Source organism: Novosphingobium sp. NDB2Meth1 (assembly GCF_900117425.1).
GTDB lineage: Bacteria > Pseudomonadota > Alphaproteobacteria > Sphingomonadales > Sphingomonadaceae > Novosphingobium.
Genome location: NZ_FPEH01000016.1, coordinates 305,338 through 328,538, shown reverse-complemented (window position 1 = coordinate 328,538; position 23,201 = coordinate 305,338). Strand labels below are relative to the sequence as shown.

Here is a 23,201-nt window from a genome sequence, read left to right as displayed (position 1 = left end):
GGGCCCGCCTTGGACCGAGTTGTTACTGGTAAGATAGCGACCCCCGTCCCTATGGGCTGTGATGCCGTCTTGTGGGAGCGAGCCGCTTAGTCGCGCCGATCATCGCGGTCGAATCGAGTCGCCACCGCGCAGGACGAGTCGTTCTCTTCCGTCGACGAATTGTGCCACATTCGAATCTCTTGCCACCGGACTACCTGCCGCCCGGTCGTCAGACCGCTTGGCTAAGACGAATTGCAAGCGACTCGACTGGTACTCGGCTCCTCCGCCAATCCGGCTGACAGCATTGGTACATGGTGTTAAGGGCGATGAATGAACGCGCTCGTTTCGCCCCATTCCGCCGTCAATGTTGCCGCATCCGAAGCAGCTTTGATCGATGCGCCGGCCCTCGTGCAAGGCCTTGCCCGCGCAGGCCGTGCAGCGCAGCGGGCGCTCGCCACCATGCCATCTGCCCGGCGCGCCGAGGCGCTTCTGATGAGCGCCGCTGCGCTGCGACGTGCGGCACCAGCCATCCTGGACGCCAATGAACGCGATGTCGCCGATGGCAAGGCGGCCGGACTGTCGGCCGCGATGGTTGACCGGTTGCGGCTTGATGCTGCACGGATCGACGCCATGGCCGCTGCCGTGGAGCAAGTGGCCGGGCTGGATGATCCTGTCGGGCGCGTCATTGATGAGACGCGGCGACCCAACGGAATGGTCCTTCGCCGCGTGCGTGTGCCCATCGGCTTGATCGGCATTATCTACGAAAGCCGACCAAACGTTACTGCCGATGCCGCAGCGCTTTGCGTCGCTTCAGGAAATGCCGCGCTGCTGCGGGGCGGCAGTGAGGCAGCGCGCTCCAACCGCGCAATCCACGCGGCATTTGTCGAAGGCCTGACTGCGGGAGGCATCCCCGCCGAAGTCGTGCAACTGATCCCCACGCAGGACCGCGCGGCCGTCGGCGCCATGCTGGCGGCTGGCGGCTTGATCGACATGATCGTGCCCCGCGGCGGCAAGAGCCTCGTTGCGCGCGTTCAGGCCGATGCGCGCGTTCCGGTGCTCGCGCATCTCGACGGGATCAACCACACCTATATCGACCGCCAGGCTGATCCGGCGATGGCACGCGAGATTGCGCTGAATGCCAAGATGCGGCGGACCGGCATCTGCGGCGCCATGGAAACGCTGCTGGTCGATGCGCAGTTTTCCGATCCGCACGGCCTCGTCGCGCCCCTGCTTGAGGCGGGTTGCGAGTTGCGCGGCGATGCGCGGGCCTGTGCGATCGATCCCCGGATCAAGCCTGCCGATCGAGAGGACTGGGATACCGAGTATCTCGACGCCGTGCTCTCGGTCGCCGTCGTTGACGGGCTCGATGGTGCACTAGGGCACATTGCGCGCCACGCATCCGGCCATACCGATGCCATCGTGACGGACGACGACGCGGCCGCAGCGCGGTTCCTTTCCGAAGTCGATAGCGCCATCGTCATTCACAACGCCTCCAGCCAGTTTGCCGATGGCGGCGAGTTCGGTCTGGGCGCCGAGATCGGCATCGCGACCGGACGGCTTCATGCTCGCGGTCCTGTCGCGCTGGAAGGCTTGACCACCTACAAGTGGCTGGTTCTCGGCTCCGGGCAGATCCGACCCTGAAACCCGTGCTTACCGGCCTGCTTGGCGGCAGTTTCAATCCCGCACATGGCGCGCACCGCCGGATCAGTCTTTTCGCATTGCAGGCGCTGGGGCTGGACGAAGTGTGGTGGCTGGTGTCGCCGGGCAACGTGCTCAAACCGGTCGCGGGCATGGCGCCCTTCGAAGCGCGTTATGCGTCGGCGCGAAAGGCCGCGAGGGGCGCACCGATTCGGGTGACGGCCATCGAGACCGAATTCGCGACGCGCTACACCATCAACACGCTGCGCAAACTCAGGCGCCGCTACCCCAAGCGCCGCTTTATCTGGCTCATGGGGACCGATAATCTGGCGCAGTTCCACCGCTGGCGGGGCTGGCGGCAGATCGCGCGCGAGATGCCGATTGCTGTTATCGCCCGTCCGGGGTATGATGCCATTGCCTTGGCGAGCCCCGCCATGACATGGCTGCGCCGCTGGCGCCGGCAGCACAGTCAGGATTTCATCGGCGCAAAGCGGAGCGCCCCGGCGCTGGTCATCTTGCGATTTGACCCCGATGCCCGATCAGCGACGGCCATCCGTGCCGCTGATCCAGACTGGTTTCGCCGCGCCACGCTTGCAAATCAGCGGGACATGCTGACCCATCGACCCGTTACGGCATCGGCCAAGGCGAGGACGCATTGAGCGACAAGCTCAACCCGTTCCGCGCAGGGCCGCACCGTTTCGGCTTTTTTCACACCACTCAGGATCATTGAACCGTAAACCATGGAGACCATCTACACACCCATGACAAGCCCACAGCCTCTGCCGGTAGATGCCGGCATCGCCTCCGGATCGCCGGTTGCAGCGCCCGGAACCGTGCTCGACCTCGTCTTGCGCTCGCTGGACGACGATCAGGCGCAGGAGATCGTCACGATCCCGCTCGAGGGCAAAAGCTCGGTCGCCGATCACATGGTCATCGCCTCGGGCCGCTCGACACGTCAGGTCGCCTCCATGGCGCAAAAGCTGGCCGAGCGGATCAAGCAGGGCGGCTTCGGTCATGTCCGGATCGAAGGTCTGCCTGCGGCGGACTGGGTTCTGATCGATGCAGGCGACATCGTCGTCCACCTGTTCCGCCCCGAGGTGCGCAGCTTCTACAATCTCGAGCGGATGTGGGCGTTCGGAGATCAGGGCGCGGCCTGAAGCAAAGCTGTGCCCTCCACAGGTCCGGAAAGGCGGGGATTCATTGCGTCGCCGTTCTGGGCTAGGGCTTGGTCATGCTGCTCCATGTAATTGCCCGCGGTAGGATCGGTCGTTCGCCCGAAGCCGAACTGGTAGACCGCTACGCGCGTCGGATCAGCTGGGGCTTCAAGGTGACGGAGTTACCTGATCGCGGCGGAACCATACCGGCCCCGACCGCAACGCCGTTCCGCACCGTCGCCTTGGACGAACGCGGCAAGCACCTAGCATCTACTGCTTTTGCCGAAATTCTGGGCCGATGGCGCGACGACGGCGTACGTGAAGCGCGCTTCCTGATCGGCGCGGCGGATGGGCATCAGGCAGACCTCAGGGATAGCGCGGATATCCTCCTCGCTTTCGGCGCCGCGACCTGGCCGCATATGTTGGCGCGCGCCATGCTCGCCGAGCAGCTCTGGCGGGCGACCAGTATCCTCTCCGGCCACCCCTATCATCGCGATGGCTGATGCCATGACGTCACGCGCGCCCTTTATTGCCATGCTCTTGGCGCTCGCTTGCCTCGTCGGCTGGCAGAGCTTGGCCCAGGACGCGCCGTTCGAGAGCGCCGATCAGGCGGGTGATGCGCTGCGGAGAGCCACGCAGGCCTTGGCGGAGGCCCGCAAGCGCGGCGATGCGCTGGAAGCGGCAGCCCGCCGCGCAACGGCTGCAGCCGATCGCACGGCCAGCGAAGCAGCAGCCATTGCGGCACGCATCCAGCAGTCCGAAGCCGAAATCGCGATTGCACAAGCCAGCGTGCGCGAGATCGACCGCCAGCGCGCGGCTTTGCGGCTGCGCATCGCGCAGCGCCAAGAACCGGTAGTGCGCCTCACCGCTGCGCTGCAATTGATGTCGCGCCGCCCGCTCATGTTCAGCCTGATGCGGGCGGATACCCTGCGCGAGACTGTCTACCTGCGTGCCGTACTCGAAAACATGCTGCCCGAAGTTCAGCGCCGGACGGCAGGACTACGCTCGGAAATCGTGCGCGGGCGCCAGTTGCAGGACAAGGCGCGGCGTGCTGCGGCCACGCTCAAGGCCAGCGAAGAGGGGCTTACCCTCAGGCGCCAGCAGCTCGTGGCCGTCGAAAGCCGCCAGCGCATCGCCTCTCGCAGCGCGCAAGGGGTTGCCAGCCGGGAAGCTGATCGCGCTCTGGCCCTCGCGGAAGACACGCGTGACATCGCGGCGCTGATGGAACGCCTGCAGGCTGACGGTACATTGCGGAGCCAGCTTGCCGCCTTGCCCGGACCCGTTCCGCGTCCTGATCGACCCGGCTCGATGCTGGTGGTGGACGAGAACGTACCAATTCGTCCAGCCGCTGGGGGCCTCGCGTGGATCATGCCGGTCAGCGGCCGCATCGTCAGCGGATTCGGCGATGCGACGGGGGCAACACGTTCGATCGGCGTTACGCTCGCGCCGGCCGCCGGCGCGCAGATCGTCGCTCCGGCGGCCGGCAGGGTGGCCTTTGCCGGCGACTATCGCGGTTTCGGGCGCATCGTCATCATCGATCATGATGGCGGCTGGACGTCGCTGATCACCAATCTCGGGCGCCTTGACGTCGGCGTGTCGGCCAAGGTTGTGCAGGGTTCGCCGCTGGGCCTCGCCGAACCCGGGCGGCCCACGGTGACGATCGAACTGCGCAAGGATGGCAATCCGGTCAATCCGCTCGCCCTGATCGGCCCGTGATTGCCCTTTCTGCATGGCGCCGGCCCATCTGGCGTTAATCGCCGCGCCTCTATAGAAGCAAGTTCAAGGCGATGTCCTCTCTGCCGAAAGACGATCATGGCGTTCAAGTTTGTTTCCTTGCTGCGTGCCGCTGCGCTGGTCAGTGCGGTTGCGCTCATTCCGGCATCCACCGCCGGTCTTGCCGCTGTCGATGCGCGTACCGGGCCGGAATTCAGCAAGCTTCTCGCCGTCTACGAGCGTATCAAGACGAGCTATGTCGAACCGGTTGACGACGACAAACTGATCAAGGGCGCGATCAACGGAATGCTGGCCGCGCTCGATCCGCACAGTTCCTACCTCGACGCACGTGATTTCGAGAACCTGCGGACGCAGACCGACGGTTCCTACGGCGGACTCGGCCTGTCAGTCACGATGGATGACGGTGCGGTCAAGGTTATTGCGCCCACCAAGGGTAGTCCCGCCGATGCCGCCGGGGTCAAGGCCGGCGACTTCATCACGCACATCAACGGCAAATTGATCTACGGCGGCACGCTTGATGAAGCGGTCGACCAGATGCGTGGCCCGCCGGGCACTACGATCAGCCTCACCTTGTTCCGCTCGGGCAGGGACGAGCCGATTGAGGTGAAGATCACCCGCCAGATCATCGAGCTGAAGCCCGTCGACTGGAAGGTCGAAGGCAATGTCGGGGTCATCTCGGTCTCGAGCTTCAGCGCCAATGTCGGCAGCGAGGCGCTCGATGCGTTCAAGCAGATCAAGGCCCGGACCGGCGGCCGGCTCACCGGGCTGATCCTCGACTTGCGCGGCAATCCCGGTGGGCTGCTCGATCAGGCCGTCGCGCTGTCCGATCTGTTCCTCGATCATGGTGTGATCGTCTCCCAACGCGGTCGCTACTCGCGGGACAACGAGACCTACAGCGCCGAATCGATGACGCCCGGCGATATCGCCAAGGGCATCCCGATGGTTGTGCTGATCAATGAAGGCTCGGCCTCTGCATCAGAGATCGTTGCAGGGGCGCTGCAGGACCAGCACCGCGCCGTGCTCATGGGCCAGCGCAGCTTCGGCAAGGGCAGCGTGCAGACGCTGATGCCGCTCACCCGCGACACCGCGCTCAAGCTAACCACGGCGCGCTATTACACGCCGTCGGGCCGCTCGGTGCAGGAAGGTGGCATCGATCCCGATATCGCGGTCCCGCAGATTTCTGACCCCGATCTGCGCAAGCGCGCCCAGCGCTTCTATCGCGAGAGCGATCTGCGCGGACACCTGATCAACGAGATCAAGGACGACAAGGATCTCGAGCGCGACAAGGTGCAGGATCCGCGCTTCAAGATGACGCCCGAGGAGCTCAAGGCCAAGGGGATCGACGACTTCCAGCTCTACTATGCGCTGCAGACGCTTGGGCGGACGGCCCCGCAGGCGCTGGCTGCGCGCAAGCGGTAAGCCGATGGCGACGTCGGCAAAGAGCCCCGCGCAGGCCGCCTATCTGCTCGCATTCGTGGTGCCGAGTGCTTTGATCGCAGCGGTCTATATCGCGCAATATGGCTTCGGATTGGCGCCGTGCGAGATGTGCTGGTGGCAGCGCTACCCGCATTTTGCCGCGATTGCCCTCGCGCTCGGCGGTCTCGCCACGCCTGGAACCCGGCTTGGTGCCGCGCTCGTAGCGTTGGCTGCCTTGGCCATCGGCGTCAGCGGGGCGATCGGCGCCTTCCACGCCGGGGTCGAATACGGCTGGTGGCAGGGCCCGACCGCATGCTCCTCGACCAGCCTCGGCGATGATCCGCTGGCATCGATCATGAATGCCCCGCTGATCCGCTGCGATACACCGGCGTGGACGCTGTTCGGCGTAAGCCTTGCGGGCTTCAATTTCCTCATTTCGGTATCCAGTGCGGTGCTTGTTCTTGTGCTTCTCGGCCGCCGCGGCAAGGAACTTGGAAGATGACTGAAACGCGTGAAGCAATGCTGCGGGTGAACCAGGCCGGCGAGTTCGGCGCAATTCGCATCTATGCCGGGCAGCTGGCCGTCATGGGCGACCGCACGCCGATCTCGGGAGAGATCGCGACGATGGCGCAGCAGGAAGCCGCTCACCGCGAACGCTTCGATGCCTTGTTGGTGAAGCGCGGTGTGCGCCCCACAGTGCTGCAACCGGTCTGGTCCGCCGCAGGTTTCGCACTGGGCGCCGCCACAGCGCTGATCGGCCCCGAAGCAGCCATGGCTTGCACCGCCGCCATCGAGACCGAGATCGACCGTCATTATACCGAGCAGCTGGAGCAGCTCGGTGATGAGGATCCCGAGCTTGCCGACATGATCCGCGAGTTCCGCGATGATGAGCGCGAGCACCGCGATACCGCGCTGGCCTCCGGCGCAGAGAAGGCCCCGGCCTATCCGTTGCTGTTCAACGCGATCCGCATGGGTTGCAGAATGGCAATCGCGGTCTCGAAGCGAATTTGACCAGCCGGGCATGATCCACCGCGAGGTGCTGACTTCAGCTATCGTTCACGCGGCAGAGGTCCTATATCGTAGGGCGTGACCCCCAGCTGGAGCTTACCTGCGATGATGCGCCGTTCTGCCGCCGCCCTTGCCCCCGCATTGGCTTTCGCCGCGCTCCTCGGAACGCCTTTACCGGCTGTGGCGCAGGAAAACCCGTCCGAGAAGATCAACCAGCTGATCGTCTACGGCGATGATCCCTGCCCTGCCTCGACCGACGGTTCGATCACGGTCTGCGCGCGCAAGGACGAATCCGAGCGCTTCCGCATTCCCAAGCCGCTGCGCGACAACCCGAACGACTCAGCCAATCAGGGCTGGACGCAGCGCGTGAAAGCCTATGAGACTGTCAGCGCTTTCGGCACCAACTCGTGCTCGCCGGTCGGGTCGGGCGGCGCCACCGGCTGCATGTCGCAGTTGATCAAGAATGCCTATGCCGAAAAGAAGCAGGGCAGCGACGTCCAGTTCGGCAAGCTGATCGAGGAAGAGCGCGCCAAGCGGCTGCAGACGATCGATGCGGACACCGCAGCCGAGCAGGCCCGCGTCGAGGTGCTCGAAAGGGAGTACGAGGCCAAGCTCAAGCGCGAACGCGAAGGAGAAACGAAGCCACAGGCTCCAGCCGCTGCGCCCTCAACCAACCCGCCGCTGGCAACGCCGCCCCAGCCCTGAGGCGGGGCGGCCAGTCTTCAACCCAGCGCGATATCCGGCGCGTCTTCCTGCTTCATGCCGACGGTGTGATAGCCCGAGTCGACGTGGTGCACTTCGCCTGTGACGCCTGACGAGAGGTCCGACAGTAGGTAGAGCCCCGCCCCGCCGACGTCGTCGATCGTCACATTGCGGCGCAGCGGCGCATTGAGCTCGTTCCACTTCAGGATGTAGCGGAAGTCCCCGATCCCGCTGGCGGCCAGAGTCTTGATCGGTCCGGCGGAGAGTGCGTTGACGCGGATCCCCTGCGGGCCGCAGTCATTGGCAAGATAGCGCACGCTCGCTTCGAGCGCGGCCTTGGCGACGCCCATCACATTGTAGTGCGGCACGACCTTTTCGGCACCGTAGTAGGTAAGCGTCACGATCGAACCGCCGCCGGTCTTCACGCCGTTGTCGTCTTCCACCTGCGGCATCATCGCCGCCGCGCGCTGCGTGACCGCGACCATGCTGTAGACCGAGATGTTCATGGTCATCAGGAAGTTGTCGAGCGAGGTATCCATGAACTTGCCGCGCAGTTCGGTCTTGTCCGAAAAGCCGATGGCGTGGACGAGGAAATCGATCGTCGGCCAGCGCGCGGCCAGTGTCTCGAACGCGGTGTCGAGCGCGGTCATGTCTGAAACGTCGCATTCGATCAGAAAGTCGCTGCCGAGGCTGGCGGCCAGCGGACGCACGCGCTTTTCCAGCGCTTCACCCTGATACGAAAAAGCCAGCTCGGCACCCTGCTCGTGCAGCTTGCGAGCAATCCCCCATGCGAGCGACTTGTCATTGGCGAGGCCCATGATCAGGCCACGCTTTCCTTCCATAAGTCCTGTCATGCGACCTCTTGCTTCACTCATCCTGTTGCATGCGGGCTTTCGCGGCGCGAGCCCGGTTGTCGGCCTGCCCAACGAGGTCGTGCTCTTCCGGCGTTTCCGCCAAAGCAGCGTTCAGTTCGGCTCCGATCACCATCCCTAGGCCAATCAGCCAAAAAAAGAAAAGCGTGATCATCACGCCGGCCAGGCTGCCGTAGGTCAGGTCATAGACGAACAGGTGGCGCAGCAGCTTCGGCAGCACCGTGGTGACAACCAGCCACCACAGCGTGACAAAGAGCGCACCAGGCCACTTGGGGTAGATCCGCGCGCTGTAGGCGCCGGGGGTCAGCGAGATGAAGAGGAGCCAGAGCGAGCCGAACAGGACCAGCGCCGGAACCACGCGCGAAAGCGCCAGTGTGTCGATCAGGCCCGTCGCTTGCGGGAACAGCGCGGTTACGGTTTCCATCGCCGTCCCGATCACCACTTGCGCGGCAATCGACAGCAGGATCAGCACGACCGAGGCGATGATGAGCCCGGTCGACATCAACCGGTAACGCCAGAAAGCGTAGATCAGCTTGGTGCCATAGGCGCGGCGCAAGATGTCGCGGATCGTCTCGACAAGGCTGCCAACGGTCCAAAGGCCAACCAGCCCGCCGATCCACAGCAGCCCGCCGGTGCGCGCCTCGATCACGGCGTGGGCCACGGGCGAGAGGACGTTCGCAACCACCGGGGGCATCGCCATCAGCACCGTGTTGACCGCCGCGGTCCGGTCGTTCGCCTCACCTACCAGCGAAAACAGCGCGGCACCCGTGATAAAGAACGGAAACAGGGCGATCAGCACCATGTAGGCGAAGTTGCCAGCATGGATCGTGCCGTCATAGATCACCCCCGTCCACACCCGGCGCAGCACTTCGCGCGAGCGCAGGCGCAGGGCATCACGTGCACCCGCACCGCCAAACCCGGGCCGCTGTGTCAGCGCGGCGCGGCGCCGTGCCTCCGGGGAAAGGTCGGTGACCGGGAGGATCGGCTCAGGCTGCGCCGATACGGAGGCCGCATCGCCGACCATGGCGCTATACTGCAAACCTGGCGCGCAAGTCGCGGCTGTCCTGCCAACCTTCAAGGCGAGCCTTGAGGTCGGCATCGTCGGTCGGCACGTCCACCAGCAAAGTCACCAGCTGATCGCCGCGCTCGCCATTCTTGCGCGTGAAGCCGCGGCCCTTGAGGCGGAGCACCTTCCCGCTGCTGCTGCCGGGCCCGACCGTCATCATAACCGGGCCTTCGACGGTCGGAATGCGCACTTTCGCACCCTCGATCGCTTCGTTCAGGCTGATCGGCACTTCGAGCAGGATATTGTCGCCGTCCCGCTCGAAATAGGGGCTCGGGAGGATTTCAATGGTGACGATGGCGTCGCCGAACCCGCCCGGTCCCTGCTCGCCCTTCCCGCCAAGGCGGACCTGCTGGCCATCGACAAGGCCGGGCGGGAGCTTGAGATCGATCGTCTTCCCATCGGCCAGGGTCACGCGCTGCGGCGTGCGGCAGGCCGCTTCGCTGAAGGGAACTTTGAGCGTGTAGGTAACGTTCGCGCCACGCGGAGCCGGCCGCCTGCGCGCGCCGCCACCCGCGCCACCACCCATGCCGCCGCGCCCGCCGAACAGGCCCTCGAAGATGTCGCCGAGGTCGAGACCCTCGCTGCCCGAGCCGCCGCCGAAGCCTTCGAAACCGTCATGCCGATAGCCGCGCTGGGCACCGGCAAAGCCGCCGCCGGACCCGCCACCGAAGCCGAACGGGCCGGTCGGATTGCCGTCCGCATCGATCTCCCCGCGATCGAACCGGGCGCGCTTGTCCTTGTCCGAAAGCAGGTCATAGGCCTGCGTGACCTGCGCGAAGCGTTCCGCCGCATTGGGCTTGTCGGCGTTGCGATCGGGATGCAGTTCCTTGGCCAGCGTGCGATAGGCGGACTTGATGTCCTTCTCGCTCGCCGTGCGCGGGACTCCGAGGATGGAATACGGATCGGCCATACCCTTTAGCTAAGGTCGCGCCCGCCTACCCGCAAGGCTCGCTTTGCAAGGCGGGTGCACTGGGCTAGGGCATTTGCGACATTCCCCGCGCATTCTGGAACAGGCAGAAACCCGCCGTGGCTACCGATACGAACGAACACGCCATCCCTGCGTCGGATCCCTTCGCCATTTTCGAGGCGTGGTTTGCCGAGGCGAAGGCGAGCGAGCCCAACGATCCGAATGCCATGGCACTGGCCACCGCCACGCCGGACGCGGCGCCTTCGGTGCGCATGGTCCTGCTCAAGGGCCATGGCCCTGATGGCTTCGTGTTCTACACCAATTTCGAGAGCCGGAAGGGCGGGGAACTTGCGGCCAATCCCCAGGTTGCATTGCTTTTCCACTGGAAGAGCCTGCGCCGGCAGGTACGCATCGAAGGTACGATAACCGAAGTTACGGCGGCGGAAGCCGATGCCTATTTCGCCAGCCGCCATCCCGAATCGCGGCTCGGTTCGGCAGCGTCGGACCAGTCCCGCCCGTTGCCCTCGCGCGATGTGTATATGGAGCGTGTCGAAGCCCTCCGCGCCCAGTATCCTGATGGATCAATTCCGCGTCCGGCGCATTGGTCCGGATATCGCGTGACGCCGCATGCCATCGAGTTCTGGCAGGATCGCGAGTATCGCCTGCATGAACGGCGCCGCTTTACGCGCAGCGCCGGCAGCGAATGGACCAGTTCGCTGCTCTACCCATGAGCGCACGCGAGGCTCCGCGATGGACATGACCCGCAGCCCCGATCACGGCGATCTCAATCGCCGCGCAGCCTATGCCAGCATAACCGTCGCGGCGTTGCTGCTGGGGATGAAGGGCTATGCCGTGGTCACCACCGGCTCCACGGCCATGCTGGGCAGCCTCGCCGACACCGGACTCGATCTGGTCGCCAGCCTTGCCACCCTCCTTGGCGTATGGATCGGCGCGCAGCCAGCGGATGCCAACCACCGCTTCGGCCATGGCAAGGCCGAAGCGCTGGCGGCCATGTTTCAGGTCGTCCTGATATCCATTTCTGCGCTCGGTCTCGCTTGGCGCGCGATCGAGGAGTTTCTCGGCGGTGGGCGCCCGGCCGATGCGGAAGCCGGCATGGTCGTCTCGCTCGTCGCCATCGCCGCAACGTTTCTCCTGCTAGGCTATCAACGCCGGGTCATCCGGGCGACCGGCAGTCTCGCCATAGCTACTGACCACCTGCACTATTCATCTGACCTCGTGCTCAATCTTGCCGTCATCGCCGCGCTGGCGCTCGATCACTGGCTCGGCCTTGCCGGTGCGGACGCGCTGTTCGCTTTCGGCATCGCGCTCTGGCTCGGCTGGGGCGCTTGGGGCGCATCGCAGGCTGCCATCGAGCAGCTGATGGATCACGAGTGGCCGCTCGAAAAGCGCGAGCGCTTTCTGGCGGTCGTCGCCCAGCATCCCGAACTCAAGGGCCTGCACGATCTGCGCACCCGGACCAGCGGCAACCGCGATTTCGTGCAGTTCCACGTCTGGGTCGATGGCCGCATGACAGTGACCGAAGCCCACCGCGTGATGGACGAGATCGAGGACAAGCTGCTTGAGGCATTTCCGGGCGTCGAGATCCTGATCCATCCTGATCCAGATGGCCACGTCGATGAAGCCGCGCTTGGACCGGAGGACTTGCTCGCTCCTGCCCCCGACGGCACCAGTCCCGCTTTGCTGGCTCAGGGCGCGCCCATCCGGCGTTGACTGCGCTCATCTGGCCTTCGGGAACAGCGCGACAAGGTCTCCCAGCCGCCGGGTTACCGGATCGAGCTGATCTTCCTGCGTCTTGCCCAGCCGGACCACGACAAGCTGCCGCGAGGGCGAGACCAGCACATACTGGCCAAGGTGGCCAAGGCAGGCGAACAAGTCGCGCGGGCCGCGGTCCGGGAACAGCGCGGGATGGCCGGTCGTCGGGGTCCGGTTGAGCCAGATCTGCGCGCCGTACTGCGCCTCGCGCGGCGAGGGCGTAACCATGAAGTCAATCCACTGGCGCGGCACCAGCTGCGCGCCGGCCACAGCGCCGCGATTGCGCAGGAACTCCCCGAAGCGCGCCCAATCGCGCGCCGTGCCGTGAATAAGGCTGCCCCCGATCAGGGTGCCCGAAGCATCGAACTCCGGCATCATCGATCGCATGCCGACCGGGCCGAACAGACGGGTCCGCAGATACCCCGCCACGGCGCGGCGGCGGCTTTCAGGGTCCGGAGCAGGGGAGAGGACGCGCGCTGCAAGGTCTGCCAAGATGACACTCGTGGCCGAGGAGTAGACCCACTTGCGCCCCGGCTCATACTGCAGTGGCTGGTCCTCGGCATAGCGCGCCATTGCGTCGCGCCCGTCGAGGAACAGCATGCGCACTTCATCGGATTTCCACGGCGGTGAAATCGCCTCGGCATGGCGCAGGCCGGAGCGCATCTGGAGCAACTGCCGCAGCGTGATCTCTCCGCGCGGATCGCCCGGGCGCTGCCATGTTGGGATCGGCGCCGGCTCGTCCAGCCGCAGCCGGCCATCCGAAATCAGCATGCCGATCATCACGCCGGTGATCGACTTGGCCATCGACCAGCTCACGAAGCGAGTGTTCTCGTGATAGCCCGGCGCATAGCGTTCGGCGATCACCCGGCCGCCGTGCATGACGATCACCGAACGGGTTTCCGCCGCGTCCTGCTCGCTGAACAAGGCATCGACCTTGCGCGCCAGTTCTTCGCGCGGCACGCCGGGATTGGCCACAACTGCTTTCAGCGCCTCGGCCGAAACCGGCGGCGGGGCTGGGGGCGCCGCGGGGCTGCAGCCGAACAGGGCTGGCACAAGCGTGAGCGGGGCGATAAGGGCTAGGACAGGGCGGGCCATCTCGCGGCCAGCTTTTCTCCAGATCGACCCCGCATGGCAATGGCCAAACCAGCAGCATCCCCCGAACCGGTCACTTCCTCCACGCAGCCGCGCCCACGCGTCCTGCGCTGGGGGCTTGTCCTGATCGCCTTGCTCTTTGGGGCGGGTGCGTTCATCTGGCCGCAGCTGCATGGCTATGCGCTCACCGGGACTGCCTATGGCGCACGCGTCGCCTGCTCGTGCCGCTTTGTCGGCGGCCGCCAGCTTGGCGATTGCCGCAAGGATTTCGAGCCGGGGATGGACCTCATCACCCTCTCCGAAGATACCGCAGCGCGCAGCGTGACAGCCCGCTTCCCGCTCATCGCGCGGCAGACAGCAACGTATCGTGAGGGCTGGGGCTGCGTGCTGGAGCCTTGGGGCAACTGACGTCTCAAGCCCAGGGCGCAGTTTCCTCGATCCAGCCGCCGCCGATCACCCGGTCGCCGTCATAGATGACTGCCGCCTGACCCGGCGCGACGCCGAATTCCGGCTGCAGGAAGCGGATCGTGCAAGCGGCACCTGCACCGATGGCGCCTTCGATTGCCACCGGCACGGGCTTTGCCAGCGAACGCACCTTGGCGGTCAGCGTCCCGGTCTGCGGCAGCGGGCCGATGCGATTGGTTTCCGCAAGCCGCGCCGATCCGACCGCAAGCATCGCCTTGGGCCCGACAAGCACCCGGCGTCCTGGCGCATCCAGCGCGGTGACGTAGAGCGGTTCGGCCTGTCCGCCGATCTCGAGCCCGCGCCGCTGGCCGACGGTATAGTGGATGACACCGCGGTGTGTGCCGAGCACGGCCCCGGTCGCGGCATGCACGATCTCGCCTGGAGCGGCGCCTTCCGGCCGGACCTTGGTCACGATCCTCGCATAATCGCCGTCGGGCACGAAGCAGATGTCTTGGCTGTCAGGCTTGGCGGCAACGCCGAGGCCCAGCGCAGCCGCCATCGCGCGCACGGCAGGCTTGGGCAGACCGCCCAGCGGAAAGCGCAGGAAGTCCAGCTGCGCCTCGGTCGTCCCATAAAGAAAGTAGGATTGATCGCGCGCAGGATCGACGGCGCGGTGGAGCAGGGGGCCATCTGCCGTTGCGATCCGCCGCACGTAATGGCCGGTGGCGAGGCAATCCGCACCGAGATCGCGTGCCATGGTCAGAAGATCGGTGAACTTCGGGCCCATGTTGCAGCGGATGCAGGGGATCGGCGTCCGCCCGGCCAGATAGTCGTCCGCAAACCGCTCGACGACTTCTTCGCGAAAGCGCGATTCGTGATCGAACACATAGTGCGCGATACCCAGCCGATCGGCCACGGCGCGTGCGTCGCGGATGTCGTCCCCCGCGCAGCAGGCCCCCTTGCGGCCAGTCGCTGCGCCATAGTCGTAGAGCTGCAGAGTCACGCCGATCACTTCCGCACCGCTTGCGGCGGCCAGCCCGGCGACCACCGAGCTGTCGACTCCGCCCGACATCGCCACCACGATTCGCCGTGGTCCCATTCCTTGCGGGAGCGAAAAAAGCTCCGCCGCCTCACGCGCGCTCAGGGCAAGCGCAGCGGTCATGCCCGACTCGCCTGCGCCCGTCCCAGCCATTCCATTTGTGCCCGAGTTGCTTTGCATTTTGGCCCCATAGGCGCATTCGCGGGCAAGCGGCAGGTCAAAAAGCAGGTCGTTGTCCGGCGATCCGAGCCCTGTCAAAACCTAACTCTTGGTGAAGGGGGGGTTTACCCTCCTTTATTGGACCGTGGGTTAGAGCAGCGTCCATGGAGATGAGATTTTCCGATTCATGGCCGCAGGTCCCGGGCGATTCGCCCCGCGGGTTGCGTCCGCTCGGCTGGAGCGAACTCTGCGCCCGGCTCGTGGCGGCGCATGATACCCGGGGGGTGCTTCCGGGCACGGCGGCAGGATTGGTCATGGCCAGCAGCTCAGGTTCGGGTGGCGGCGCGACCGGACCTCACGGCGGGAAAGGCTCCAGCTTCCATGAATCGGCTGCGGTGTTGCTGCGGAGCGTTGAAATGGAGGCTGAAGGGCTCGTTAACCCAGCCTCTTCAGCGAATGGAAATGACGTGACAGGCACTAAGGGGCCCGTTCCTGAAGTCGCCCCCCAACGTCGACCAGACGAGAATTGACATGATTGAGAACCAGAAAATCAAGCCCGCGCAAGTCATTGGCCCTCTCGGGGAGCCGCTGACGCTGGACAGCCTGCCGCCGCCCTCGACCACGCGCTGGGTCGTTCGCCGCAAGGCAGAGGTTGTCGCGGCCGTTAACGGCGGGTTGCTCACGATCGATGAGGTCTGCGAGCGTTATGGCCTCACGCTCGAGGAGTTCGCCTCCTGGCAGCGCGCGGTCGATCGTTCGGGCATGCAGGGCCTGCGTGTCACGCGCATTCAGCATTACCGCGATCTCTACGAGCGCCAGCTCAAGTTTTGAACGACGCGCGCCTGCACGGCGCCGTACAGATATCTGCAATGGCCGTCCCGGCAATCGGGGCGGCCATTTGCTTTTGCTTGCACGAAGAGGCCGGAGCAGTCTGCTGTTTCGGGTTGCAACCGCGCCACGTTGGAATCATTTGTTCATGCGCTTCGTCGAGCCGCAATTGTCACTCGTCGGATGCTCCGCTAAGGCAAGGGTAACGTGCGGCACAGCGAGGCTCCCCGCGCTTGCGGGAAGTGATATAGATATATAACACACCTCAACGAGGGTGGGGATCGGCCCCCATTCTCGGCTGTTCGGCGCCCGACCGGGACTAAGGCACGTGAACGACATGAATTACGAAACGACGATCAGATCGGAGCTGCGGCCCGCCATCGAACCGGCCATCGGCGATGGCGATCTCGGCTCGCGCGACGGCGGACAGCGCCGCCTGATGATTGTCGCGGCGGTGATCGCGCTCGCACTCGGTCTCGGCTGGTACTTCATGCACAAGTCGCCGGCAGCGACGGATAGTGCGGCTGCCCGCAGTGCGCAGGCCCAGTCGGTCAGCGTCATCACCCCGGGCCGTTCCAGCGTGACGGGATCGATCACCGCGAGCGGCACAATCGCGGCGCGGCGCGAGATGCCGGTCGGTGCTGCAGGCGAAGGCGGTCGCGTCGTCAGCGTGCTCGTCGATGCCGGTGACTGGGTGCAGGCCGGACAGGTTCTGGCCGTGGTCGACCGCGCCGTGCAGGCGCAGCAGATCGCAGGGCAAGCCGCCAACATCGAAGTGCAGCGCGCCAACGCCCGGATCGCGCAGTCGAATCTGGACCGCGCCCTCAAGCTTGTCGAGCGCGGCTTCATCTCGAAGGCCGACGTCGACCGCCTCACCGCCACGCGCGATGCGGCGGTTGCGCAGGTCCGCGTTGCCGCTGCCTCGCTAGAACAGCTCCGTGCCAGTACCGCGCGGCTCAATATCGTCGCCCCGGCGGCCGGCCTCGTGCTCACTCGCGGCGTGGAGCCAGGTCAGATCGTCAGCCCAGGCAGCGGCGTGCTGTTCCGGATTGCGAAGGACGGCCAGCTCGAAATGCAGGCGCGCCTCGCCGAGAACGATCTCGCGCGGCTGGCGGTCGGCCAGTCTGCCGATGTGACGCCGGTCGGCACCGCCAAGGCGTTTACCGGCCAGATCTGGCAGCTTTCCCCGACGATCGACACGCAGACGCGTGAAGGCATCGCGCGCATCGCTCTCGGGTATGATCGCGCGCTGCGTCCGGGCGGCTTTGCCAGTGCGCAGATCCGCAGCGGCTCGGTCATTGCGCCGATGTTGCCGGAATCGGCGATCCTGTCAGATCAGCAGGGTGCGTTCGTCTACGTCGTCGACCAGAACAACAAGGTCTCCCGCCGCGCGGTGAAGACCGGGGACGTCACCGCACAGGGCATCGTCGTATCGGAAGGCCTTGCTGGCAACGAACGTGTTGTCCTGCGCGCCGGTGGTTTCCTCAACCCGGGTGATGTCGTGCGCCCGGTTGCTGCCAGCGCCGCCACGCCCGCCGGCTCGTGAACCGAGGGCCGCACACATGAACTTCCGCAACATCTCCGCCTGGTCGATCCGCAACCCGGTCGTACCCATCGTCATGTTCCTTGGCCTCACGCTGGCCGGGATTGTGGCGTTCATGGGCATGAAGGTGCAGGACCAGCCGGACATCGAATTCCCGCTGGTCATTGTCACCATCTCCCAGCCGGGCGCGGCGCCGACGGAAATCGAAAACCAGATCACCCAGCGCATCGAATCCGCAGTCCGGACAATCGCGGGCGTCGATACCCTGAGTTCGACGGCGACCGAAGGGTCCAGCCAGACGATGGTCCAGTTCGCCATCGGGACGGACATCAATGCAGCGGTGAACGAGGTCAAGAACGCGGTCGATCAGGTGCGCGGGGATCTGCCCGAAGGCATCCTCGAACCGCAGGTGGTCAAGGCGCAGACCTCGTCCGACGCCATTGCCTACTTTGCCGTCTCCGCCGACGACATGACCATCGAGCAGCTCTCGTGGTTCATCGACGACTCGGTGCGCAAGCGTCTTCTCTCGGTCCCCGGCATGGCGGAAGTCGAGCGCAATGGCGGCGTGAACCGAGAGATCGCCGTCACGCTCGATCCGATGCGGATGAAGGCGCAAGGCGTCACGGCGACGCAGATCAACGCCGCGTTGCGCCAGGTCAATCTCAACGCAGCAGGCGGCCGCGCTGAAGTCGCCGGTTCGCGCCAGGCCGTGCGCGTGCTCGGCAATGCGTCGAGCGCGTTCGAACTTTCGCGCACGCAAATCGGCATTACGAATGGCCGCACCGTCCGCCTGTCCGACGTCGCCGATGTGCGTGACAGCTTCAGCGAAATCACGTCGATCGCCAAGCACGACGGCAAGCCGGTTGTCACCTTCAGCATCGCCCGTGCGCGCGGTCAATCCGACGTCAGCGTCTACGACGATACCGTCAAGGAACTCGCCAAGATCGAGAAGGAGCAGGGCGGCCGCGTCCACTTCATCCAGCTCTTCTCCAGCGTCGGCTACACCAAGGAACAGTACAAGTCCTCGATGTCCGCGATGGTCGAAGGCGCGGTTCTTGCCGTGATCGTGGTGTTCTTCTTCCTGCGCGACTGGCGGGCGACGATCGTCTCGGCGATCGCCATTCCGCTCTCGTCGATCCCGACCTTCTGGCTGATGAGCCTGATCGGTTTCACGCTCAACACGATGTCGCTGCTCGCGCTCGGCCTCGTGGCCGGCGTTCTGGTGGACGATGCGATCGTGGAGATCGAGAACATCGTCCGGCACATGCGCATGGGCAAGTCGGCCTATCAGGCGGCCATTGACGCCGCGGACGAGATCGGCCTCGCGGTTGTCGCCACGACTTTCTCGATTGTCGCGGTGTTCCTGCCCGTGGCATTGATGCCCGGCGTTTCCGGCCAGTTCTTCAAGAACTTCGGCCTCACCGTCGTCATCGCGGTGCTGTTCTCGCTGCTCGTCGCGCGCATGATCACGCCGATGATCGCGGCCTATTTTCTCAAAGCGCACGGGCAGGCCGAACACGGCAACGGGCCGTGGATGCAGCGCTACATGCGCGTGCTCGAATGGTCGCTCGATACCCGCCCGGTGGCTGCGTACCGCGAGCGTTTCCCGCGCCGCTGGTTCCGCGCGCGGCTGCGCGACCACCGCTTGTGGATGATGGGCGTCGCTGTCGGCGCGCTTGCCTTCACGGTGGTGCTGTTCATGGTCATCCCGTCGCAGTTCTTCCCGGAAACCGATGGCGATTTCAGCCGCATAACCATCGAGATGGTCCCCGGCACCACGATCGAGCAGACCGAGAAGAAGGTCGATGAAGTGCTCGCGCTGGTGAAGGACGAGCCCGAGATCGACGTCGCACTGGAGCGCATCAACGAGGGCAATGGCCGTGTCTTCCTCGAACTGAAGCGCGACCGTGCGCGTTCCAGCATCGAATTCGAACGCGCACTGACGCCGCGCCTGCAGAAGGTGGCCGACGCACGCGTGAGCTTCATGAACCAGAACGGCGGCGGCCCCGGCGGCGGTTCGGGCCGCGCGATCAGCGTCATGCTGTCCGGCTCCGATCCCGATCTCCTGCAGAAGACCGCACAGACGCTGGTCGAGCAGATGAGCGGCCTCAAGGAAGTCGTCGCGCCGCGCATCAGCGCCGACTTGCGCCGCCCGGAAATCGTGATCACCCCGCATCTCGATCTCGCGGCATCACTGGGCGTGACGACCCAGCAGCTGAGCCAGGTCATCCGCATCGCGACGCAGGGCGAGATCGACCAGAACAGCGCCAAGTTCTCCTTGTCGGACCGTCAGGTGCCGATCCGGGTGAAGCTGCCGGTCGCGTCGCGCCGCGATCTGACGACGCTCGAGAACCTGCCGGTGCCGACTGTCTCGGGCGGCTCGGTTCCGCTTTCGCGCGTGGCCACCATCGGCTTCGGCTCGGGTCCGACGAGCATCCAGCGTTACAACCAGAACCGCCGCGTGTTCATCGGTGCCGACCTGCCGCCGGGTGTGGTCAAGGGCACCGCCGATGCAGCGATCAAGGCGCTGCCGATCATGAAGAACCTGCCGCAGGGCGTCTCCAACGCGCCTGCCGGCGAAGACCGCTGGCAGCAGGAAATGCTGTTCAATTTCATGGTCGCGCTGGCAGCGGGTGTGTTGCTCGTTTTCTCGGTGCTCGTGCTGCTCTACCGCCGCTTTATCTCGCCGCTCGTCAACATGGGCTCGCTGTTCCTCGCGCCGCTCGGCGGTCTGCTGCTGCTGCTTGCTACAGGCCAGGCACTGTCGCTTCCCGTGTTCATCGGTGTCCTGATGCTGTTCGGCATCGTCGCCAAGAACTCGATCCTGCTGATCGACTTCGCGATCGAGGAAATGGCCAAGGGCACGCCCAAGCTCGACGCGATTATCGAAGCCGGGCACAAGCGTGCGCAGCCGATCGTGATGACCACCGTCGCGATGATCGCGGGCATGGTGCCGACGGCTGTCTCGCTCGGCGGCGATGCCGGCTGGCGCGCGCCGATGGGTATTGTCGTGATCGGCGGTCTCGCGCTTTCGACGTTGCTCACGCTGCTGCTGGTTCCTGCGGGCTTCAGCCTCGCAGACGGCCTGGAAAAGCGGGTCGGTCCGTGGATCGGGCGGCGCGTGCTGTCCTACGATCCGCGCGAGGCGGCGCGCGAGCAGCATGCCCATGCGGCGGGTGAAGCCTTCCCGGCGGAGTGATCGCGACGCCAAGGGGATCCTCCGCCCGCCGAGTGGCAGACCTGCCGATGCCATCAGGAGCGACCGATGGCTGACCCGGCGCGCCGCATGCGGCTGTTTGCCACGGCCCTGTTGCTGCTCATGGCCGCCTTGTTTCTTGCGGCCCGTCAGCTTGAGACGCAGCACGCCGGCTGGGGTTTCCTGCGGGCTTTCGCGGAAGCGGCGATGGTCGGTGGACTGGCCGATTGGTTCGCGGTGACCGCGCTGTTCCGCCACCCGCTCGGTCTGCCGATCCCCCACACCGCGATCATTCCCGATAACAAGGACCGCATTGCCGATTCGATGGCGGCTTTTCTCAAGGCGAATTTCCTTACGCCACCGGTCGTCGCCCGCCGCCTGCGCGGCCTGAACGCAGCGAATGCTGCAGGCCAGTACCTCGCCAATCCGCGCCCCGGCGAGAGCCGCCTCGGCGCAGGGGCCGCCAGCCTCATTGCCGATGTGCTCGAATCGCTCGATCAGGAAAAGCTCGGCGGCATGGCCAAGGCAGCCCTGCGCAGCCGGATCGAACGGCTGGCACTTGCGCCCCTCCTCGGCAACCTGCTCAGGGCGATGATCGCCGAAGGCCGCCACATGCCGCTGATCGAGGCGCTGATCCGCCGCTCGGCCGAGGCACTCGAGGCCAACGAGGACCTCGTGCGGCGTATCATCCACGACAAGGCGAACACCATCGTGCGCTGGACGGGCCTCGACGGGCGGCTCGCCAACGGCATCCTCGACGGGCTCTACAAGCTGCTCGCCGAGACGGTGGTGATCGCGGACCATCCTCTTCGCCTCAAGATCGAGGAAAGCCTCGAATCGCTTGCCGAGGCGCTCGTCAACGATCCGGCGATGCACGCGCGGGTGGAGGCGATGAAGCGCGACGTCATGGCCAACCCCGCGTTTGCTGCGTGGCTCGATGGCCTGTGGGAACGGGGCCGGGCCCAGTTGCTGGGAGCCGTGCGCTCCGGCGGCAGCGGGGGCGGCAGTGACCGGATCGGCGCATCGCTGGCGGAGCTCGGCCGTGCGCTCCAGCACGATGCTCGGCTGCAACTGCTGGTGAACCGCTTCGCCCGCCGCACGCTGGTCGGCGTTGCCACGCGCCATGGCGGTGAGATCGTCCGGCTCGTCTCCGAAACGGTGCGTCGTTGGGATGCCCGCACGGTGACGGACCGGATCGAAGGCGCGGTCGGGCGCGACCTCCAGTTCATCCGCATCAACGGCACCTTGGTCGGCGGACTTGTCGGCGTGGCGATCCACGCGGTAGACGTCGCGCTATGAACGGACCCGAACTCTCGACGCAGCGCCTCGACCTCTGGCGTCCGGCGGCGCGCGATCATGCCGCGCTGGTCGATCTGCTGGCGGATGACGAGGTTCGCCGCCACCTCGGCAACCGGCCGACCGATCCTGTCGAGGAGTTCAATCGGCTCTGCCGCAACGCCGGGTCATGGGCGCTTTACGGGTACGGCACATTCGTCTGCCGGGCACGGGGCACCGATGACGTGCTGGGCATTTGCGGCGTATTCCACTCATGGCGCGGCATCGGTCAGGGTCTTGATGACACACCGGAGATCGGCTGGATCTTCGCGCGCAAGACTTGGGGCCAAGGCATCGCGACCGAAGCCGCCCGCGCCGCGCTGGGGTGGTTCGACGCCGCCTTCCCGGGACGGCGCGTCGCCTGCATGATCAACGATACCAACCTGCCGTCGCTTGCCGTCGCGGACAAGCTCGGCTTCGTGCGCTATGGCGCAGAAGCGGACCACGGCGCGCAACTCATCTTGCTGGAACGCTTGCCCTAACCGACGAAGGCGCGCTCGATCACATACTCACCGGGGTGCGAGTTCGCGCCCTCGGTAAACCCGAAACCCTCGAGCATCGCGGCGACTTCCTTGATCATGGTCATCGATCCGCAGAGCATCACGCGGTCGTGTTCGGGATCGAAGTTCTTCGGATCGCCGAGCGAACCCTGGAACAGCGTACCATCCAGCATCAGCCCCTCGATGCGCTTGTTGGTGTGGAAGGGTTCGCGCGTCACGGTCGGGATATAGGTCAGCCGTTCCGCCGCGTATTCGCCCACCAGCGGATCATCCGCCAGCCGCGCTTCCAGCATGTCGCGGTAGGCAAGATCCGATACGCCGCGCACCGAATGGACCACCGCGATCTGTTCGAACCGGTCGTAGATATCGGGATCGCGGATCAGCGACATCCACGGCGCGAGGCCCGTACCGGTGCCGAGCAGAAACAAGCGGCGTCCCGGCAGCAGCGCATCGGCCACCAGCGTGCCGGTCGGTTTGCGGCCAAGGAAGATCTGGTCGCCTTCCTTGATCTTCTGCAGCCGTGACGTCAGCGGGCCGTCCGGCACCTTGATCGAGAGGAACTCCAGCACTTCGTCATAGGCGGGCGAAGCCATCGAATAGGCGCGCAGCAGCGGGCGACCGTTGTCCCCCATGAGGCCGATCATCACGAACTCGCCCGAGCGGAAGCGGAAGCTCGGCGGGCGGGTGATCGTGAACGAGAACAGGAACTCGTTCCAGTGGCGCACCGAGACGACCGTCTCGACCGAAAGGCTGGCAGTGGGTTCCATGGGAAACTGGTCGGGCATGCGGCGGCCCTCCGTGGTGGGCAGCGGCGCTGCCGGATGGGTGACAATCCGTCTTTACAGAAAGAGTGTC

Annotated in this window: 23 protein-coding genes; 17 read left to right on the top strand and 6 right to left on the bottom strand. The window is 65.5% G+C overall.

The window, feature by feature from the left end; all coding sequences use genetic code 11:
* Positions 1-309 precede the first annotated feature (309 nt).
* The 9 genes from NDB2M1_RS13675 to NDB2M1_RS13635 all read left to right on the top strand — a co-directional run bounded on the left by NDB2M1_RS13675 (position 310) and on the right by NDB2M1_RS13635 (position 7,634).
* A complete protein-coding gene (locus NDB2M1_RS13675; protein WP_083554852.1) occupies positions 310-1,620 on the top strand; it encodes a glutamate-5-semialdehyde dehydrogenase in 1,311 nt (436 codons plus the stop codon).
* Positions 1,584-2,276, top strand: a complete 693-nt coding sequence (locus NDB2M1_RS13670; RefSeq protein ID WP_083554851.1) for a nicotinate-nucleotide adenylyltransferase — start codon at positions 1,584-1,586, stop codon at positions 2,274-2,276. Before NDB2M1_RS13675 ends, NDB2M1_RS13670 begins: the two co-directional genes overlap by 37 nt.
* Before the next feature lie 102 nt (positions 2,277-2,378).
* Positions 2,379-2,774 (top strand): ribosome silencing factor, encoded by a 396-nt coding sequence (rsfS, locus tag NDB2M1_RS13665; RefSeq protein WP_072383260.1) that lies wholly within the window; start codon positions 2,379-2,381, stop codon positions 2,772-2,774.
* Positions 2,775-2,848: 74 nt separating this feature from the next.
* Positions 2,849-3,274: a 23S rRNA (pseudouridine(1915)-N(3))-methyltransferase RlmH gene (locus tag NDB2M1_RS13660; RefSeq protein WP_054122601.1), complete on the top strand. Its 426-nt coding sequence runs from the start codon at positions 2,849-2,851 to the stop codon at positions 3,272-3,274.
* 31 nt (positions 3,275-3,305) lie between these two features.
* Positions 3,306-4,487 (top strand): murein hydrolase activator EnvC family protein, encoded by a 1,182-nt coding sequence (locus NDB2M1_RS13655; protein ID WP_231625036.1) that lies wholly within the window; start codon positions 3,306-3,308, stop codon positions 4,485-4,487.
* 96 nt (positions 4,488-4,583) lie between these two features.
* Positions 4,584-5,924, top strand: coding sequence for a S41 family peptidase (locus NDB2M1_RS13650; RefSeq protein WP_054122599.1), 1,341 nt, complete (start codon positions 4,584-4,586; stop codon positions 5,922-5,924).
* A gap of 4 nt (positions 5,925-5,928) precedes the next feature.
* On the top strand, positions 5,929-6,423 hold the full coding sequence (locus NDB2M1_RS13645) for a disulfide bond formation protein B (RefSeq protein WP_072383086.1): 495 nt from the start codon (positions 5,929-5,931) through the stop codon (positions 6,421-6,423).
* Positions 6,420-6,932 (top strand): demethoxyubiquinone hydroxylase family protein, encoded by a 513-nt coding sequence (locus NDB2M1_RS13640; RefSeq protein WP_072383084.1) that lies wholly within the window; start codon positions 6,420-6,422, stop codon positions 6,930-6,932. The genes NDB2M1_RS13645 and NDB2M1_RS13640 overlap by 4 nt, the downstream gene beginning before the upstream one ends.
* A gap of 102 nt (positions 6,933-7,034) precedes the next feature.
* On the top strand, positions 7,035-7,634 hold the full coding sequence (locus tag NDB2M1_RS13635; protein ID WP_072383082.1) for a hypothetical protein: 600 nt from the start codon (positions 7,035-7,037) through the stop codon (positions 7,632-7,634).
* A 17-nt stretch (positions 7,635-7,651) separates the two neighbouring features.
* Here NDB2M1_RS13635 and fabI read toward each other — a convergent pair whose 3' ends face one another.
* From fabI to NDB2M1_RS13620, 3 genes are read right to left on the bottom strand one after another with little or no spacing between them, the layout of a single operon-like run.
* On the bottom strand, positions 7,652-8,485 hold the full coding sequence (gene fabI, locus NDB2M1_RS13630) for an enoyl-ACP reductase FabI (protein WP_072383080.1): 834 nt from the start codon (positions 8,483-8,485) through the stop codon (positions 7,652-7,654).
* A 13-nt stretch (positions 8,486-8,498) separates the two neighbouring features.
* Positions 8,499-9,527: a YihY/virulence factor BrkB family protein gene (locus tag NDB2M1_RS13625; RefSeq protein ID WP_072383079.1), complete on the bottom strand. Its 1,029-nt coding sequence runs from the start codon at positions 9,525-9,527 to the stop codon at positions 8,499-8,501.
* 4 nt (positions 9,528-9,531) lie between these two features.
* A complete protein-coding gene (locus NDB2M1_RS13620) occupies positions 9,532-10,479 on the bottom strand; it encodes a DnaJ C-terminal domain-containing protein (protein ID WP_072383078.1) in 948 nt (315 codons plus the stop codon).
* Positions 10,480-10,595: 116 nt separating this feature from the next.
* On the opposite strand from NDB2M1_RS13620, the gene pdxH reads away from it, so the two are divergent.
* A complete protein-coding gene (gene pdxH / locus NDB2M1_RS13615; RefSeq protein ID WP_054122593.1) occupies positions 10,596-11,207 on the top strand; it encodes a pyridoxamine 5'-phosphate oxidase in 612 nt (203 codons plus the stop codon).
* A gap of 19 nt (positions 11,208-11,226) precedes the next feature.
* Entirely contained in the window at positions 11,227-12,207 is a 981-nt protein-coding gene (locus NDB2M1_RS13610) for a cation diffusion facilitator family transporter (protein WP_072383077.1), read from the top strand.
* 6 nt (positions 12,208-12,213) lie between these two features.
* Here NDB2M1_RS13610 and NDB2M1_RS13605 read toward each other — a convergent pair whose 3' ends face one another.
* Complete coding sequence (locus tag NDB2M1_RS13605; protein ID WP_054122592.1) at positions 12,214-13,344, bottom strand: serine hydrolase domain-containing protein; 1,131 nt, start codon at positions 13,342-13,344, stop codon at positions 12,214-12,216.
* A gap of 33 nt (positions 13,345-13,377) precedes the next feature.
* Between NDB2M1_RS13605 and NDB2M1_RS13600 the strand changes: the two genes are divergently transcribed.
* On the top strand, positions 13,378-13,749 hold the full coding sequence (locus tag NDB2M1_RS13600) for a hypothetical protein (protein ID WP_369817025.1): 372 nt from the start codon (positions 13,378-13,380) through the stop codon (positions 13,747-13,749).
* Between the two features lie 4 nt (positions 13,750-13,753).
* Here the strand turns inward: NDB2M1_RS13600 and mnmA are convergent, their stop codons facing one another.
* Positions 13,754-14,908: a tRNA 2-thiouridine(34) synthase MnmA gene (gene mnmA / locus NDB2M1_RS13595; protein WP_072383258.1), complete on the bottom strand. Its 1,155-nt coding sequence runs from the start codon at positions 14,906-14,908 to the stop codon at positions 13,754-13,756.
* A 567-nt stretch (positions 14,909-15,475) separates the two neighbouring features.
* Between mnmA and NDB2M1_RS13590 the strand changes: the two genes are divergently transcribed.
* From NDB2M1_RS13590 to NDB2M1_RS13570, 5 genes are all read left to right on the top strand, one after another.
* A complete protein-coding gene (locus tag NDB2M1_RS13590; RefSeq protein WP_054122591.1) occupies positions 15,476-15,775 on the top strand; it encodes a CtrA inhibitor SciP in 300 nt (99 codons plus the stop codon).
* 334 nt (positions 15,776-16,109) lie between these two features.
* Entirely contained in the window at positions 16,110-17,318 is a 1,209-nt protein-coding gene (locus NDB2M1_RS13585) for an efflux RND transporter periplasmic adaptor subunit (protein ID WP_072383256.1), read from the top strand.
* 16 nt (positions 17,319-17,334) lie between these two features.
* Positions 17,335-20,514, top strand: a complete 3,180-nt coding sequence (locus NDB2M1_RS13580) for an efflux RND transporter permease subunit (RefSeq protein WP_072383076.1) — start codon at positions 17,335-17,337, stop codon at positions 20,512-20,514.
* Between the two features lie 66 nt (positions 20,515-20,580).
* Positions 20,581-21,810, top strand: a complete 1,230-nt coding sequence (locus tag NDB2M1_RS13575) for a DUF445 domain-containing protein (RefSeq protein ID WP_371328203.1) — start codon at positions 20,581-20,583, stop codon at positions 21,808-21,810.
* Positions 21,807-22,328: a GNAT family N-acetyltransferase gene (locus tag NDB2M1_RS13570; protein WP_072383073.1), complete on the top strand. Its 522-nt coding sequence runs from the start codon at positions 21,807-21,809 to the stop codon at positions 22,326-22,328. The genes NDB2M1_RS13575 and NDB2M1_RS13570 overlap by 4 nt, the downstream gene beginning before the upstream one ends.
* On the opposite strand, the gene NDB2M1_RS13565 is transcribed toward NDB2M1_RS13570, so the two are convergent.
* A complete protein-coding gene (locus NDB2M1_RS13565) occupies positions 22,325-23,131 on the bottom strand; it encodes a ferredoxin--NADP reductase (RefSeq protein WP_072383071.1) in 807 nt (268 codons plus the stop codon). The genes NDB2M1_RS13570 and NDB2M1_RS13565 overlap by 4 nt on opposite strands.
* Positions 23,132-23,201 lie beyond the last annotated feature (70 nt).